The organism is Emticicia agri (genome assembly GCF_004168285.1).
Classification (GTDB): Bacteria; Bacteroidota; Bacteroidia; order Cytophagales; family Spirosomataceae; genus Emticicia; species Emticicia agri.
Genome location: NZ_SEWF01000011.1, coordinates 108,453 through 126,281, shown reverse-complemented (window position 1 = coordinate 126,281; position 17,829 = coordinate 108,453). Strand labels below are relative to the sequence as shown.

The 17,829-nt window shown below is 40.2% G+C and carries 13 protein-coding genes and 1 tRNA gene; 7 read left to right on the top strand and 7 right to left on the bottom strand.

The window, feature by feature from the left end; genetic code table 11:
- The first annotated feature begins 70 nt into the window (after positions 1-70).
- Together murA and EWM59_RS09825 are read left to right on the top strand one after the other, a co-directional pair.
- A complete protein-coding gene (murA, locus tag EWM59_RS09830) occupies positions 71-1,375 on the top strand; it encodes a UDP-N-acetylglucosamine 1-carboxyvinyltransferase (protein WP_130020791.1) in 1,305 nt (434 codons plus the stop codon).
- A 201-nt stretch (positions 1,376-1,576) separates the two neighbouring features.
- Positions 1,577-1,660: transfer RNA gene (locus EWM59_RS09825), tRNA-Leu, on the top strand.
- Positions 1,661-1,798: 138 nt separating this feature from the next.
- Here the strand turns inward: EWM59_RS09825 and EWM59_RS09820 are convergent.
- The gene (locus EWM59_RS09820; RefSeq protein ID WP_130020790.1) at positions 1,799-4,504 is read right to left on the bottom strand and encodes a BspA family leucine-rich repeat surface protein; all 2,706 of its coding nucleotides are present in this window, start codon (positions 4,502-4,504) and stop codon (positions 1,799-1,801) included.
- Positions 4,505-4,757: 253 nt separating this feature from the next.
- Positions 4,758-6,101: a neutral/alkaline non-lysosomal ceramidase N-terminal domain-containing protein gene (locus EWM59_RS09815; protein WP_130020789.1), complete on the bottom strand. Its 1,344-nt coding sequence runs from the start codon at positions 6,099-6,101 to the stop codon at positions 4,758-4,760.
- 332 nt (positions 6,102-6,433) lie between these two features.
- Between EWM59_RS09815 and EWM59_RS09810 the strand changes: the two genes are divergently transcribed.
- Complete coding sequence (locus tag EWM59_RS09810) at positions 6,434-7,303, top strand: sugar phosphate isomerase/epimerase family protein (protein ID WP_130020788.1); 870 nt, start codon at positions 6,434-6,436, stop codon at positions 7,301-7,303.
- A 180-nt stretch (positions 7,304-7,483) separates the two neighbouring features.
- On the opposite strand, the gene EWM59_RS09805 is transcribed toward EWM59_RS09810, so the two are convergent.
- Positions 7,484-8,251: a DUF4262 domain-containing protein gene (locus EWM59_RS09805; RefSeq protein ID WP_130020787.1), complete on the bottom strand. Its 768-nt coding sequence runs from the start codon at positions 8,249-8,251 to the stop codon at positions 7,484-7,486.
- Between the two features lie 116 nt (positions 8,252-8,367).
- Between EWM59_RS09805 and EWM59_RS09800 the strand changes: the two genes are divergently transcribed.
- The gene (locus EWM59_RS09800) at positions 8,368-10,380 is read left to right on the top strand and encodes a M13 family metallopeptidase (protein WP_130020786.1); all 2,013 of its coding nucleotides are present in this window, start codon (positions 8,368-8,370) and stop codon (positions 10,378-10,380) included.
- A 193-nt stretch (positions 10,381-10,573) separates the two neighbouring features.
- Here the strand turns inward: EWM59_RS09800 and EWM59_RS09795 are convergent, their stop codons facing one another.
- The 4 genes from EWM59_RS09795 to EWM59_RS09780 form a co-directional block, all read right to left on the bottom strand.
- Complete coding sequence (locus EWM59_RS09795; RefSeq protein WP_130020785.1) at positions 10,574-12,052, bottom strand: Kelch repeat-containing protein; 1,479 nt, start codon at positions 12,050-12,052, stop codon at positions 10,574-10,576.
- Positions 12,053-12,303: 251 nt separating this feature from the next.
- Positions 12,304-14,331 (bottom strand): NAD(+) synthase, encoded by a 2,028-nt coding sequence (nadE, locus tag EWM59_RS09790; protein WP_130020784.1) that lies wholly within the window; start codon positions 14,329-14,331, stop codon positions 12,304-12,306.
- 32 nt (positions 14,332-14,363) lie between these two features.
- The gene (locus EWM59_RS09785; protein ID WP_130020783.1) at positions 14,364-15,002 is read right to left on the bottom strand and encodes a hypothetical protein; all 639 of its coding nucleotides are present in this window, start codon (positions 15,000-15,002) and stop codon (positions 14,364-14,366) included.
- A gap of 69 nt (positions 15,003-15,071) precedes the next feature.
- Positions 15,072-15,515, bottom strand: a complete 444-nt coding sequence (locus EWM59_RS09780; protein WP_229239326.1) for a transposase — start codon at positions 15,513-15,515, stop codon at positions 15,072-15,074.
- Between the two features lie 599 nt (positions 15,516-16,114).
- Here EWM59_RS09780 and EWM59_RS09775 point away from each other — a divergent pair.
- From EWM59_RS09775 to EWM59_RS09765, 3 genes are all read left to right on the top strand, one after another.
- The gene (locus tag EWM59_RS09775) at positions 16,115-16,639 is read left to right on the top strand and encodes a DUF2975 domain-containing protein (protein WP_130020782.1); all 525 of its coding nucleotides are present in this window, start codon (positions 16,115-16,117) and stop codon (positions 16,637-16,639) included.
- 24 nt (positions 16,640-16,663) lie between these two features.
- The gene (locus tag EWM59_RS09770; protein WP_130020781.1) at positions 16,664-17,191 is read left to right on the top strand and encodes a DUF2975 domain-containing protein; all 528 of its coding nucleotides are present in this window, start codon (positions 16,664-16,666) and stop codon (positions 17,189-17,191) included.
- A gap of 75 nt (positions 17,192-17,266) precedes the next feature.
- Entirely contained in the window at positions 17,267-17,488 is a 222-nt protein-coding gene (locus EWM59_RS09765; RefSeq protein ID WP_130020780.1) for a helix-turn-helix domain-containing protein, read from the top strand.
- The last annotated feature ends 341 nt before the right edge of the window (positions 17,489-17,829 follow it).

Genomic DNA, 17,829 nt, shown 5'->3' with positions numbered 1-17,829 from the left:
TATCGGAGGATAAATGCGTATTGAAACCTACGCCCATTCTTTTCAAAACAATAGCTTGATATTCTGAAATATGGCATCATTTAAAATAACAGGAGGACGAAAACTAAAAGGAGAGATTGTACCACAGGGAGCTAAGAATGAAGCACTGCAGATTGTATGTGCCGTGCTGATGACCAAAGAACCTGTAACCATTCATAACATACCCGATATCAGAGATGTCAACAAACTGATGGAGTTACTGGTAGATATGGGGGTGCGCCGTGAGAAAGTAGGAGAGGGTTCCTATCGTTTTCAGGCCGATAAAGTAAATTTTGATTATTTCGAAACCCCTGAATACAAAGATAAAGCGTCTGCGTTGCGTGGGTCTATCATGCTATTAGGGCCGATGCTTGCCCGCTTTGGCAAAGGGAAAGCACCTCGCCCGGGTGGAGATAAAATCGGTCGCCGACCTTTGGATACCCACTTTACAGGTTTTCAGAAATTAGGTGCAGAGTTTATCTATGACCCAAATGATGCCTTTTATACCGTAGAAGGCTCAAAAATGAAAGGAGCGTATGTATGGATGGACGAGATTTCGGTAACAGGTACAGCCAACGTATTGATGGCCGCTGTAATGACCGAAGGAACTACCACTATCTATAATGCTGCCTGCGAGCCTTACCTGCAACAGTTGAGTAAGATGTTGAATAGTATGGGCGCAAAAATTACAGGTGTAGGGTCTAATTTACTGCATATTGAAGGAGTAAAAGAACTACACGGCTGCGAGCATACCATGTTGCCTGATATGATTGAGATTGGAAGTTTTATTGGTCTGGCGGCTATGACCCAATCAGAAATCACGATTAAGAACTGCAAAATACCGGAGTTGGGAATTATACCCGATGTATTTAAGAAATTAGGGATTCAGATGGAGTTCAGGGGAGACGATATTCATATTCCGGCACAAACCCATTATGAAATCAGTTCGTTGATTGACGGCTCTATCCTGACTATCTACGATGCTCCCTGGCCGGGCTTTACCCCTGATTTGATTTCGATTGTACTGGTAACAGCCATACAAGCTAAAGGAACAGTACTGATACACCAGAAGATGTTTGAAAGCCGACTGTTTTTTGTAGATAAACTGATTGACATGGGTGCACAGATTATTCTCTGCGACCCACACCGTGCCAACGTAATCGGTTTGAACCGTGAGCACAAACTAAGAGGCATCCGTATGAGTTCGCCGGATATACGTGCAGGGGTATCTTTACTGATAGCCGCTCTATCAGCCGAAGGCACGAGCATCATCGACAATATCGAACAAATAGACAGAGGTTACCAGAATATTGACGGCCGCCTGAATGCTATTGGGGCGGAGATAGTGAGGATTTAGGAATGATGAATAGCGAATTACTAATGGTTTAATCGTGAATTACGAATGGTGAATTAGCGAATAATTTAATGTAGAATATGGTTTAATAATATTCACTAATTCACCATTCGCTAATTCGCAATTTTTTTAAAAAGTAATTTTGAATTGTAAACGCAAACACCTACCTTTGCAATCCCAATTCGAATAATACCGAAAGCAAATGCCCAGATGGCGGAATCGGTAGACGCGTTGGTCTCAAACACCAATGCCTTCACGGGCATGCCGGTTCGACTCCGGCTCTGGGTACGCAGTGAACAAATAAATGACCGTAATTAATTGATTTTCAGTTAGTTACGGTTTTTTGTTTTGTTGGGGTGGTGGGTTTGTTAGTAGTGGTGTTAGTAACTGCGATTGTAATATAGTACTTAACACTCGCTTTAGGTCTCAATTACACCCCACCAATGGCATAATTTCCGCCGCAAACACAGCCCCATTGTTTACCTGAAAACTACCCCCAGTTTGTGGGAGTAAAGTAATACTCTGACTGGCCACATACCGCACTTTGGCACCAGTCAGGATGGTATTTGTGGCTGTTATGGTATTTGATGAGGCCTGAATGCTTGTGCCTGAAAGATTGGTAGTCAGGTTGAGATTGGAACCTATATCCGTCACTGCCACCGTAGCCGTAGCTACCCGGCTGCCTGATGGGCAGGTTCCATTGGTACAGCCTGCATAATAAGTAGTAGTGGTGCTGGGTGATTGCACAAGGGTTCCTGTACCGATTGCCGTTCCACCTGTCGGCTGGTTATACCAGATGGGTGTTCCTGTGGCGCAGGTAGCTGATAAGGTAACTTGGGTATTGGCACAAATAACGGTTTTACTTACCGTTACATTCGTTGGAGGAGCTATCGTATCTATGCTTACTGAAACTGCTACGAAACCACTGGTACAACTGGCTCCGGGTGGCGTTCCACCGGGTGGCGTTCCACCTTGCATTTCACAACGAACCTGATAAGTAGTAGCAGTAGTTAAATTGGGTGTAACGAAAGGAGAGCCCGTTGAAAGCAGCGAGCTACTGCTTGCATTATACCAACTTACTATTCCATCTGTACACGTAGCATTTAATGATGCTGTAGCGCCAGCGCATATGGTTGGGTTGTTAGTGCTTGTAGGGTTAGCAGGGGTTCCATAGCTATCACCAGTAATAGTCCAGCCTTTTCCGCCACTGCTTGTAGCTAAAACCAGATTAGCTCTGTCGGTTGCCGAAGTACAATATTTAAGCCCTGCGGCTCCCATTGTTCTGCCTGTTAGCGTGCCAGCATTAAAACCAGCCAGGGTAGCATCATAATTACTGATGTTCATACCGCAGTTATTAAGTAAAAAAGTCAGATTAACATTAGGGTTAAATTTTGTCCCCCACGCTGCCAGACTTTGATTAAAAGCTCTTGCCCCATAAAACATACTATTCATATCAGTAACTGCTCCTATATTCCATGAACCAATGTTCTGGTTAAATGCGCTGGCATAATAAAACATATTACTCATATTGGTCACCGCTGAAGTATTCCACAAACTAATATCCTGATTAAAAGCAATGGTGTAACGAAACATCAAACTCATATTAGTCACCGCCGAAGTGCTCCATGAACCAATATCCTGATTAAAAGCACTGGCTCCAGAGAACATGCTAGACATATTAGTCACCGCCGAAGTGTTCCATGAACTTATATTCTGATTAAAAACACTGGCATTATAAAACATGTTAGTCATATTAGTTACTCCCGAAGTGTTCCATGCACTTATATTCTGATTAAAAGCACTGGCACCTGAAAACAGGTAACTCATATTGGTCACTGCCGAAGTATTCCATGTACCTATATTCTGATCAAAAGCGCTTGCTCCATAAAACATATTAGTCATATTGGTCACCGCCGAAGTATTCCATGCACCAATGTTCTGATTAAAAACGCCGGCATTATAAAACATATAACTCATATTAGTCACTGCCGAAGTATTCCATGCACCAATGTTCTGATTAAAAGCACTGGCACCATTAAACATATTAGCCATATTAGTCACTGCCGAAGTGTTCCATGCACCAATGTCATGATTAAAAGCACTGGCACCATTAAACATATTAGCCATATTGGTCACTGCCGAAGTGTTCCACGCACCTATATTCTGATTAAAAGCACTGGCATTATAAAACATGTTAGTCATATTAGTTACTCCCGAAGTGTTCCATGCACCTATATTCTGGTTAAAAGCGAAGGCACTTTGAAGCATATAAGCCATATTGGTCACTGTCGAAGTATTCCATGAACCAATATTCTGATTAAAAGCGAAGGTACGATAAAACATAAAACTCATATTGGTGACTGTCGAAGTATTCCATGAACCTATATTGGCAGGGCCATTAAGATTAACACAATTGGCAAACATAAACGACATATCGGTAACGCCCGATAAATCAGGAATATCAGTTGCTGAAACAGCTAAATTAGTACACCCATAAAATGCAGATGCCATCGAAGTCCAGGCCGCTGTACCCCACTGTTTTATGTCTATTAGTCGATTTTTATCTGCCCTACTGTCAAGCATGATTCGATGAAAATTGGTTGGACTTATGCTCAGATCAATCGTTGCCCCTGCGGGCAATCCTGTAATATATGCACCTTGTACGGTAAAGGTTCCTGAACCACTTGTCCCGGCAGGAACGGTCGTCCAGGTATAGCTCACCGGGCCTGAGATAGATATGTCAAAAAGCAATTGTGTATTTCCCGAACCTGCGGTTGCCAGATTCCAGCGAGTGATGAATGAAGTATCTGAGGCAACTACCAACTTTTGTGCTACTGCCTGATTTGAGCCTGAAGTAGTAGCAGAATCGTCTGTAGAAGTTGTTCCAACGCCTGAAGTGGCTGTTACTTCAGTGGCTACACCAATATTCAAGGTACCGATGTTAGACATTTGCCTGAAAATACTGCCAAAATCTACAATCGTATCGGTTTCCGGAGTAGTGCTGAGTGATTTTACACTTACTTTTTTATCAGGATTTTTATCAGAAAGCTTAAAAGATAGTTTTGGAGAAGCAATAGCCAAGGTATTAAGGCTTAGTATAGCCAATGCAACATAGTAAAAGAGAAACTTCATAAGACAATGGTATTTTGTGTAAGATTTAGATGTACTGACAAAATTTATTTGATTTTTCACCTGCAATAGTTTAAATGATTGTTTCTTAACCCATCGCAGGGCATCAAGCAAATATGCTTTATAAAAATAACTTACACAATTCCATTTATTGAGTGGTTATTTATTCTCCCTCAGTGCCTCCCAAACGGCATAATACTGTGTGTGTAAGCCAAAGCCAGGCAAAAGGACTGGACTCTGAGGGTTGAGGAGGAATTCACCTCCCCACGCCAACAACCAACCCATCAATCACCTCCCCAAAATACCGCCCGTTATATGGCCCGAACCAGTTCATTTCCTGCGTTTCCATCTTATGTTCGTTGTAATACTCGTCAGGGGTAATGTAACCTACGTATCCACCATTAAACGAGGTAATTATTAAATCCTTGCCCACTTTTTGGGCTACGGCATCAGATAATCCATATAACATGCCTGAATAATCGCAGGGGGTGCCAATCCAGACCATATCGCCGATACGTAAGGCATTCATGCCGACTTCTTGCTTGCCCATCAACCAGTTGAATACCCACGGACGAATGCGGATATGTTTACTTAACCGCAGTTGAGGCTCATGCAAAGCCAGCGGAAAATAAACCGTCCGGATAAGCGAAGTAGTATCTGTTTTTAACGAGCCTGTACCGGATTTGATGAGATTAGCGAGATTGTCGGCAATCAATTCAGCTTTTTTATAAGCATCTTCCCCATTATCTGCCGGACGCATGCTGCCTACTGCTCCTGCAAAAAAAGCAGCGAAATTACAGAATCCTGATTTCTCCAGATTCCTCACTAACATGCCCGGATAGTCGGCACTTATGCGGTTATCAGCCTTCGGAATATCAGTAGGGTGGGCGGCATAAGTGAGTATCAATGCCGACTCCTGATTAGCTTTTTCTATTTTCATGATACGCAGCCACGGGTCTTCAAGAGCTGTTTCTCCAAACAATCGGTTGGTTATATAGTCTCTGGCGTTAATTTTCTGAAATCCTATCGTACAATCAGATGCCGTAGATTCAGCCTTTTTTACGCTTCTCACAATAGCTTCGGCAATGGTTTTAATCATCTGGTCGTCTCTGGGGCCAGCCATCGCCCGACCTGCAGGGCCACCCGCCCAGCCACCTGCACTACTATGTGTATGTGTAGCACTGAAATAAATCTGCTCACGTCCAAAACCCATCTTCCCCAAAGCCGGAATTACCTGCGCTACAACCAACGGAGGCGCAATCAGCAAATCCATCGTAATCATGGCTACCTTTTGTTGTCCGTTATCTAAAACAATAGTACGCACATAGATACTATCATGTACCGACGTCGCCGGATTTTCACGAAGGCCGTATCCGGCAATATAAGTCTCAGCATTTGTCGGAATATTTTCTTTGCTCCACCCGCCTCTGAGAGCGTTTCCGTATCCGCCACCGATTTTAAGGCTTTTAAGTTGCCTTTGGGTGGTTGCATAATAGTCGGTTTCTTCAAGGGGTGTATTATCAGACAAAGTAAGCAGGCTTATAGCTAATATTGCCAATACAATCATAAACCAGGTGAGGATTTTAATGAATTTTTTCAATGGAGAAAAATATTTTGGGTAAAATTAAGAACTATACATTTTGGCTGCCCGGCCTCTGCTACTAACGTAATTGAGAAAGCAATTTAATCAATAGCCCCCATTTTTAAATGGGGCTAACAGAAAAACAATTATCCAATTGGCTTCAACCAAAGGTGATTTCGTCTCTTTTTAGGTTCTGAAACAAATTCTCATCCACTCATTTTTGGATTGTACGAAGAAAAAACTATAAATTTCTTTATTGTCTTTTTTTTAGATATTGATAATTGTTTCCTACATTTGCTTCCGGAATGAGATAAACCTCATCATTAAATATTCTCTAAAACTCTTATCAAATGAAAAAAGTACTTTTTTTCAGACTTTTAAGTCTGGCTATTCTGCTGTCGGTGAGCTTATCTGGTTTTTCTCAGAAGAAATCGGGAGGTATGACACTCTATACTGTTCGCAATGAAATGGGCAAAGACCCTAAAGCTACCCTGAAGCAAGTGGCAGACCTGGGTTTTAAATACATAGAAGCAGTAGATTATAAAGATGGCAAATTTTATGGAATGACTCCTGACGAATTCAAATCTTATCTGAAAAGCTTAGGACTTACACCTATTTCAGTTCACATGGGGTCTATGACCTTAGATAATGCAGATAAACTGGTGGCAGACGTAAAAGCTGCAGGTTTTAAATATTTTATCGCTCCGGTGCCTCCGATGGGCATGTTTAAATATGACCCCAAGGCCAAAAGTTTAACAATGGATCCAGATGTAGAGAAACTGGCCAATATTCTGAACACGATTGCGCATAAAGCCAAAGATGCCGGATTAGAGTTTCTGTATCATAATCATAATTTTGAGTTCGAAAAGAATAAAGATGGCATTGTGCCGATAGATTATCTGCTCGAAAAACTTGACCCTAAATATGTGAATTTCCAGATGGATTTATATTGGGTAACCAAAGCAGGCGTTGACCCGGTAGATTATTTCAAGAAATATCCGGGTCGTTTCAAAATGTGGCATGTAAAAGACATGGATTCGCAAGAGCGTTTTGCGCCTGTCGGACAAGGAAAAATAGATTTCAAGCGAATTCTGGCGCATAAAAAGCTTTCGGGCATGAAATACTATATAGTAGAACAAGACCAGACTTTCGACGGCATGAAACCTTTCGAAGCGCTGAAAATCAGCAAAGAAGGCTTGCAGAAATTTGGGTTTAATTGATTGCGAGTAAAACATTTCGGCTAAAGCCAATTAGGATATTATAAATTTAGTATCCTCCAGCTAAAGCTGGAGGCAATTGATGAGGAATTGAATCAATTGCCCCATTTTTAAATGGGGGTAAAAAGAAAACAGTATCCTTATAGGCTTTAGCCAAAATTCATATTGCCAGTGAAAAGTATTTTAGTTTGAGTCAGAATCCTTTGGCTCATTTTCAATCCACTCCCAATCATCCTTTTTACTATTTCTCCATGCACGCCAACCATATTGTAAATGATATATTTCGTTGATAGAGGGGTCGAGTTTTGTGATTTCTTCCAGACATACCAATTTAGCATCATTCAAATCAGGGTTTAAACTCGTATGAAATTGCCAGTCTCCATCTTCATTATGATACACATATAAAATGGGGTCTCCCTCAAATGCTTGCTTGGTTGTATAAACGGCTAAATTCCTTTCTTCATAAAATTTAAAATCCATATTTCTATCAAGTAACGGTTGACTAAACTTCCAGTCAGGATTAAAATCCTCATCCCACGGGAAATTATGTTGTTTATCAGGCCATACCAATTCCAGTACCGAAAAATTAAAAACCATATCATAAAACCAACCTGCATATCCCAGATAGTCGGGATAAAATGCTTTATTCACTTTAACAAACCGAATGGAATAACCTTCCAGAAAGCCGGAATACAATTGGTTTGGTGTAAATGATTCACCGCTTTTTATTAAGTCCTGCACATGTGTAAGAATACTTCCCAGTACTTCTGTTTTCAATCCAAAACAAATTATTTCAGGATGTCCATAAGTTTTGTATAACCCAATTGTATAAGCAAAACCGGGTAAATAGTTATCGTGAGGGATTAAAGCAAAATGACATCCAAATTTTTCTACATCAGCAAGTATAGCTTTTTTTGCCTCTATGTCATGCTCAGTATGCAGTTCATCCATAAATAGTAAATAGGGTTTGACAAGAAATATACAAAGTTTTTGTTTCTTTGGATAGAAAAATGTTTTTCGTATTTTTCCACTAAAAATCACGCTTACTCAACACTCTGAAACAAAACATGAAAAAAATTTTTCCTCTTGCCCTTCTTCTGCTATTGGCTTTGGTGGGTATCCAACCTGCATTGGCGCAGAAAGTACACATTACCGATATTGACCCGACTGTTAAACCCGGCGACGACTTCTTTATGTATGTCAACGGGAAATGGTATAATTCTGTAGAGATTCCTTCTACGCAAACGGGTGTAGGGTCTTATTCATTTCTGAATTTTCCGCAGCGTATCCGTATGCAGGGCATTCTCGACAGCGTTTCTGCCGCTAAAAGTCCGACAGGAAGTATCGAACAGAAAGTAGGTGATTTTTATGCCTCGGGGCTTGATATTGCTACCATCAACAAACGTGGCTACGAACCCATCAAACCTTTGCTCAAAAGCATTGATGGTATCAAAGATGTAGCGTCGCTGATGAAATTTGTAACCGAACAAACCAAGTCTAACAATTACTCCATCATCGGTTTTCGGGTAGGGCCTGACATTAAAAATAGCGCCATCAACATCGCCAACTTGTCGCAAACAGGCATCGGTTTACCTGAAAGAGACTATTATTTCAGAACCGATTCTTCTACACTTAATATTCAAAAGGCATATGTCGCTTATCTTACTAAATTGTTCGTACTATCAGGTACAGAGGCGTCGGCTGCGGCTAAAATGGCGTCGGCTGCTTATGCCATTGAGAAAGAACTGGCGGCTTCGCACAAAACTAATATCGAGCGCAGAAATGTACAGGCCAATTACAATAAGTTGAAGCTGACAGATATTGTTGCCAAACAGCCCAATATCGGCTGGGCAGCCTATTTTAGCGGCTTAGGCGTAAAAGTGGACACGCTGAATATGCAGCAACCTGCTTACTATGACCGTTTGAACACTTTACTCACTTCGGCCTCTATAGAAGACTGGAAAGCGTATTTAAAGGCAAAATCATTGACCACCTATGCCGATTTTCTGAGCAAAGATTTTACTACGGCAGCGTTTGATTATTCAAAGATTCTGACAGGACAGACTACACAAAAACCACGTGGTGAAGAAATTACTGAGGCTGTGGACAGGTCGCTTGGACATGGACTGGCACAATTGTATGTGAAAAAGTATTTTCCGGAAGAGGCCAAGAAACGTATGCGGGTATTGGTAGATAATTTGAAAACCGCTTTTGAAGCCCGTATTACCAGACTCGACTGGATGAGTGATGAAACCAAAGCCAAGGCCAAAGAAAAACTGTATGCCTTTACCGAAAAAATTGGCTACCCTGATAAATGGAGAGACTACTCGGCCGTGAAAATCAACCGTGGGACTTATTTTGAAAACCGTCTGGCTACCAGTCAGAACGATTTTAATTATATGCTATCAAAATTAGGTAAGCCAGTTGACCGTACTGAATGGGGTACTACACCGCCAACTGTAACGGCCTACAATAATCCTCCGCTCAATGAAATTGTTTTTCCGGCAGGTATTCTGCAACCACCTTATTTTGATTTGAATGCCGACGATGCGTTGAATTATGGCGGCATAGGCATGGTGATTGGTCATGAGATTACCCACTCATTCGACGACCAGGGAGCGCAATTTGACAAAGTAGGTAATGTGAAAAACTGGTGGAAAGACGAGGATTTTAAGAAATTTAAAGCCCGTACCCAACAGGTAATAGACCAGTATAATCAGTACACCGTATTAGATTCAGTGCATGTAAAAGGTGCTTTAACCGTAGGCGAAAACACAGCCGACATTGCCGGAATTGCCATTGCCTTTGATGCCTTTAAGCTGACCGATCAATACAAGAAAGGTGAAAAAATAGATGGATTTACACCTGAGCAACGATTCTTTATTTCGATTGCCCGTATCTGGCGTGTAAAAACCAAAGACGCCTATATGCGCATGTATGTCAATACCAATCCGCACTCACCCGCCAAATGGCGTGTAAACGGCCCATTAATGAATTTTACCCCTTTCTACAAGGCATTTAATGTGCAACCGGGAGATAAAATGTATAAGCCTGAAGGGGAGAGGATAACGGTGTGGTAAGGGATATAAACTGATAAATTTATTGAATTGGCTAATAAAAAAGTCTCAACTATGGTGGATATCAGCAAAGTTGAGACTTTTTTAATTGATAATTCATTTTACCAAAATAGTCATTGAAAAGTGCCAGATAGTATTCAATAAAATGCACGTAAGTCGCTTATCAGTTCTGAACAGCAGAGTGTGCCAATCTACTTTACTGGTCTGTTCTGAAGGTGATACCATCCAGACTCAGATAGGTATTGACACCGCTCATAAATTTAACTTCTCCAAGAGAAGTAATGTCTATCCGTCCAAAGGTTCCATCGCCACTGGCTACTGTAAAAATCATTGTTTGAGCAGGCTGATAACCATAGGGAAGAACAAATAAATTAGTTGAAGCAGTAGTAGTGCCTCCTTTCATAAACCCTTTCAGATGAACTACCGATTCTTTGTCTTTATAATATCCGGCTGTTGAAAAAACACCTCCAAAATTTACCCAGTTATTCAGTAATGTAGGTGCCACAAACTCAGGACTATTGAGTATGCCACCAATGCTTAAATTACCGTCTATACTCAGGTTGGTTATATTAGGAGTGTATTCCCAGAAATCATTCGTCAGATAGGTTTCACCTGAACGGGCGCTAATAGAATAACCCGTGCCTACATACCCTATATTGCCTATCGAAAACCCAACTGCATCTGCACGGCCTTCACGCCAGAAACTCTTTTTTTCTGTCCAGGTATTAGCATTTGGGCTATATTCCCATAAATCGTTTTCAGGAACTCCTACATTTCCTGAAGCAATATAACCTTTACCCAACAAAGAAAAACCTACAGCACTATTTCGGGCAGTTCCTCCGAAATTGGCTTTCTGTGTCCATGTATTGGCTGATGGGTCATATTCCCAGAAATCTGCCTTTCTTGTACTTCCATTTATACCTGTTCCGATATAGCCTTTATTTCCCATTGAAAAACCGGCGGCATTGGCTCGTACACCACCACCTACATTAGCTTTCTGACTCCAGGCGTTGGCAGTTGTATCATATGCCCAGAAATCTTCTTTATTAGTTCCTGTACCAATATAGCCTTTATTACCGATAGAAAAGCCCACAGCACTATTTCGGGTACCTCCACCAACATTGGCTTTCTGTGTCCAGATATTAGTAGCAGGATTGTACTCCCAAAAATCATCTTTGACTGCCGAACTTGCTCCGGTTCCCGTTCCGACATAGCCTTTATTACCTATCGAAAAACCAACAGCACTTGTTCGGACACCACCGCCAAAATTAGCTTTCTGCGTCCAGACATCAGTAGTTGGGTTATATTCCCAGAAATCACTAATAGCAGCTGTAATACCTCCTGTGCCGATATAGCCTTTATCACCAATTGAAAAACCAACGGCATCTCGTCGGGCAGTACCACCAAAAAAAGCCTTTCTAAACCAGGCATCTGATTGGTTTACAGCCATCTGATACCCACAAAGTTTCTGCCAGACATCTTTCTGATAGATATTGAAACAATCGTCGTCGGTATTATAAATCATCTGCCCATTCACGGGAGCATTTAAAGCATTACGCTGAGCGGTTGATATTCTGGGTACATATACCCCATCGGTAGCTATGGTGCCTGACTGAGCAAGTAAAGTATTAAGACCTGAAACAAGGAATAGGGCGGTGAGTATGATTCTAATCATATCTGTTAAGGTTTATTTGATAGCGAATAATAATCGCCACAAATTAACCTCCTGTTTGTCTCTCATTCAATACGGCAATTGCCGTATAAATACAGGTTTGAGTAGAAAATATTGGATATTAAATAAAAAGAATGGATTAAGAAAGGTAAAGAGTGTGATTGTATTGTCTGTCGTGAAAAACCTTGACAATGCGGCAACAAAATAAACTGTGGCACGACTATGCTCTTTCGAAAATAACCGTGCCAAAATGGTTAAAACCCAATTCTTCCTTTAGCCTTTTTCCGTTCTCCCTTAGCCAGATATTCTCTCATATCTTCTAATTCCTTCTCAAAACCACCACTCAGAATCGGGAAGCGGCACCAGCTACGGGGGTCGAGATTATGACTATCCAGGTGGAAACTTGGCGCATAACGTTCACGTTTCCATTGATTACGACTCCAGAGTCTGAAAAATCTTTCTACCCAGGTTGCCAGCGTATCCTTGTCGAAACGTCCGGCAAATTGTGCTTCCATAAATAACAAACATTCCAAAGGTGGCTTTTTGTCTCTGATAGCTACTTTCTCAATCTCGTTCAGCACTTCATAAGGCATCAAATCTTTTTCGTCGGTCTGCTTCTGGTCTAATGGTCGTAATTCTGCTGTTGGTTGCAGATTATTTACTTTGTGCAAACCTTCAATTCTAATATGTTTACCTTTTACCTCACATCCTATGGTTTCTAACCAGACCAACCATTGCTTTAGCCAGAATTTATCAATCCCTGCTATCGGGTTGATACTCCCTGCCGTGTCGCCATCCATCGTGCAATACCCAACTGCTACTTCTGAGCGGTTAGACGTTGCCAGTAGCAGATGGTTATATAAGTTTGTGAGTAACCATACACTTGGGGCACGTACCCTTGCCTGAATATTCTGCAAAGGCAAATCATCTGTTTCCCATGTCAGGTTACGGCCTATCTGGGTTTCAATCAAATTCTTATAGGTTTCTACCAGACCGTTGATATTTACATTGTAGAAAGTTGCTCCAATTGATTTAGCCAGACTCTCTGCCGACTCATAAGTATCAGTAGAACTGTTTTCTGTACCCTGATAAATACTATGAATCATTTCTCTGGTTACTTCTTCTACCGTCTTACAATCCTGTATTTTTTTGATATAGGATAACTTCTTTTTGAATGCCTCTAAACCAATGCTTTCATCGGCCAGCCGAATCATTAATCCACACAGAGCTACGCAGGCGCAAGAATCTGCCCCACCCGATAAAGACACTGTAAACCCTTGCGAACGGGATTTACGCAGATAATCGAACAAAGCCAATGATACCGCACGGGCAAATTCTTCTTCTTTCAGGTAGCCTCCTCTTTCAAAATGCTCTAATTCGGCATGTTGATTGCCTACAGGTCTGATTTCAGGAAAGTCGAACAATGAAACAACTTTCCAGGTACTGGCCAGTATCGGCGATTTAATTTGCGAATGATTCACCTTTGGTGCTTCAATATCAATGGTAGCACTGGTTACATAAAAATCGTTATACCCGAAACGAGGCGATGAAACCAACAGATTTCCATCGGAAGCAATCATGGCATCACCATCAAAAATCAAACGGCCTGACTCATTGCCCAGAAGATTGGTATAGATATAGCTACAAGCAAACGAACGGCTGCCATCAATCACAAAACGTTCACGGGTCATAAATTTTGAAAATGAAAACGGACTGGCACTCGGGTTCAGAATAATGTCAACGGCTCTGTCAAACAACACTCTACCCGGACGATTAGCTACCCAGGCATCTTCACAAATCTCAAAGCCGATGCGCACCCCACTCAACTCAAAAACCAGGTCGCCTATCGGATACTTGAATTCGTCTATCTCTATTTCATCACGCATACCCGTTACCCAACGATGAAACCAGCGGTCTTCGTAAAATACGCCATAATTAGGCAGATGCTGTTTGCATACAAATCCTAAAATCCGCTTATTGGCTATCAGGCAAGAAGTATTAAACACCTTATTATTAAATCTTATAGGCAAACCTACTGAGACTATCATGCCTGAAGTATAAGGCACTATTTCTAACAAACTTTCTTTGGCCTGTTCGGTTACATCAAACGAATAAAAAGCATCTTCGCATCCATATCCTGTAATACATAACTCGGGCAGGCACAACAGACTCACGTTCTGCTTATCAGCTTCTTTGATGCAATCAATGATATTTTTGCGGTTCTGCTCCCAGGCCAGTGGAGTCTGATTCAGCGTTCCTGCAGCAACTTTTATTAGTTTCATACTATCTGTTTATATTTTCTTCTGAGTATCTTTCAATTAAATGGTAAAACAGGCTCCAGTTGACGACCTATCAACTCTCTGAAAAGTGTCGGTGAATAAATTTTTTGTCTGCTCATCGTGCTTTTTGCTTTCCATATCAGGTTATCTTCTATAGCACTATAAATTTCTACTGTAAACTCCACGACAGTTTTTTTGTCATCATTGGTAAGCAAAATGCTCTTCGCATCTGTCTGACTTACGGCTTCAGTTTTAAAAAAGAAATCAAAATAAATCACTGCATCTACCTGCAACTGTTTAGCTATTTCAGATTTCGACAGTTGTCTGATGTCCTGAAAATTAATGTTCTTTTCTTTCAATATATTGTTCGTTGCCTGAGCAGTAAGCCAGTCTGTTTGTTTATTAGCGATAGATAATTCTTCATAAATCATTTGTTGATATTTATGGGCTTTCTCTTCCTGTCTGGCCAGCGGGTCAGTATTGCTGTCCATCATCTTTTCTAAGGCATTCTCACTATCAGCATTAGTTACATAATTAACAGGCAAAACAGCCACTTTTTTATGCGTAGCTTTTATCTCATCTCTCGGATAGTCTTCTTTTATACTAAATATCGGTTTAGTATCTATGCAAGAGAGGTGTAAAAGTGTCATTAAAAATGCAGTTGCTATTTTCATATTTTAAAATAGAGTAAAATCTTCTACCGCGTCATGCCTATACTCGTCCGAAGACGGGTACGGTAGCTATCACCAGATTTTTAAAATCTTATCAGGATTTATGCTTTTATATGATTCTTCATAAAAATTACCAAAATCTATTTTTAGAACCTCTTTTGCCAGTATTTGGTTGCATAATGTCCCATTTCTTAATTGATGATAATCTCTAAAAGACGAGAACTCCCAATCGTCTATTTTTTCTACCAACAAAGCTACATAAGGATTTTGGTGAATATAGTGAAAACAAGTTATTGGATACTCCCAATCTACAGGAGCAGGGTTCAAATCTTTTACCTTTGTATTTTGGGTAAATAAAGACCCTGTACGTCTTTCCTGTTTATTAATAGCCAATGAATAACTGCTTAATAGATTGCGTAATGCTTCTGAAATCACATTTCTTTCCTCGTCTTTTATTGTAATAGTTTTTATTGAATTTTCATTAGCACGTATTTTAAAATGGAAATGATTGGGCATTAAGCAATAGGATAAAATATCACAATGCGGCAGTAGGAATTTCCGAATCTTTGCTAAAAAGAATAAATAATTATCTCTTGTAAAAAAACAGCTTTTGTCGGTTATTTCCTCGGTTGTATAGATGATAGATATGGTTTATCTGATATTGCATTAAGTTTTGATAACATTTGTGCAAAATACTTCTTATTTCAGTTAAAGGCAAATAATGGCCTTGTGTCACGCTTATACTCGTCCGTAAAAGGCCGTGGTCGTCGCACGATGGCACAGCTTGACAAACATATCATACCCATAATCTCTCCTAAACTTCATTTTATGCATAGAGGAGCTTAATTTTCCTTCTCTCACCATTACTTCCCAGTTTTCGTATTACAGTTATAGAACCTTCTTGCCAATTATTTTCTCCCATTTCAATTATTCCATCTCAATATGCGTGACACGCCGCTTGCGGACGAGTATATGCGTGCCACGCAGGCTCGTGCCACTCATCACTAAAAAACTGTTATTCATAAATAATTTACTATTTATTAGCATATATTTATTGTTTATCAATAAATAGTCATATACATTTGTATCATCAAATCAATCAAAATTAAAACCTTATGAAAACGAGAACACAAAATATTCTAAGTGTAGTCAGAATTATCGCTTTAATCATTTATATCGGAGCTGCCATTCATGCCGGCCGGATTATTATTCCTTTTATAATGGGTTTTATCAATGACAATCTCTGGTCGGATACCGGCACAGGGCTTGACTTTCTGAAACAAGACCACTTATTACCCTATATCGGGCTTATGTCATTTGTGATTGCTATTGCCATTATTCAGGTGCAGATATGGGAAAGCCTGCGTAATATTCTGGATGAAATAAATCTGAATACACCTTTTTCGATGAAAGTAGCCAAAATGCTTGAAAACATGAGTTATATCATTCTGGTGTTAGGTGGTTTATTTATTATAGCCGATTTATACATGAAATACTTAGCCAAAAGTATTCCTGGTCTTGATGTAGGCTATTTCAAAACTGCCTTTCAGTTTTTGTTCGCTGCCGGAATTATCTATGTAGTGGCGCAAATCTTCAAGCGTGGGGTTGAGATACAGGAAGAAAATGAATTAACTGTTTAAAAAAAACGCAAAACAAATACAATTATGAAAACCAGAGCTCAACTGATACTAAGCATTGCCCGTATTATTGCCTTGGTAGGCTATATAGGCGCCATTATTCATGCCATTCGCCTCATTGTTCCTTACATTATTGGTTTTTTTACTAATAAATTCCCGATTTCAACAGGAACTAATCTCGACCATCTACGAAACAACCACCATGTGTTTCCTTATGTATTGTTAATGATTTTTGTGATTACCATTGCGGTTATTCAGATTGAAATATGGGATATGCTCAGGAAAATTCTGAGAGAAATTAACCTGAGTTCACCTTTTTCAACAAGAGTGGTTTCGAGGGTTGAGAAACTAAGCTTTACCTTATTCAGCTTATGGTTAATGCATATAATTGGCGACTTCTGGGTGAATCTATTCGAAAGAGCCATAGGTAACATCAATAGTAACCCTTTCAGAACTGATTTGCAGTTTCTATTCGCTGCCGGAATTATTTTTATTGTAGCGCAAATCTTTAGACGAGGTGTAGAGTTACAGGAAGAAAACGAATTGACAGTATAAGACCGCCCCCCGCCCCTGAAGGGGAGCTAAAAAAGCATTGTCATACATCTGTTCAACATTTAAAATTAATTACCAATGCCCATCATTGTAAACTTAGATGTAATGCTCGCCAGAAGAAAAATGCCGCTTTCAGATTTAGCAGAAAAAGTAGATATCACCCTCCCGAATCTGTCTATTTTAAAAACCGGAAAGGCCAAAGCCGTGCGTTTTTCAACCTTAGAGGCCATTTGCGAAGCACTTGACTGCCAGCCGGGAGATATACTTGAATTTGTTTCAGAAAAAAAAATTAACAATTAGGTGCAACCGAACTATAAATAGCTGCATCTACAGTACACAAGAGCATATTTAAACATTATGATTCGCCCTACAAAGACATCTTTTTCAGATATACTGCGTTACATTTTTTCGATGTAGCTGCCGCTTCGGCGGTCCGATGGCTACATCTGCAAAATGTGCCTTGTCTATCTAAAAAATCTGTTCTTTTCGGTCAGAATAATAATATTTAAATCTACTCTATGCAAGGTTTTACCACTCATCATATTATTAAAACCACTTATGTAATATCAGTTACCTTGCATTACAAAGTACTATAAGTTTGTATCAGAAAATTATGAAAAAGCTTACGATATTTAGTTTAG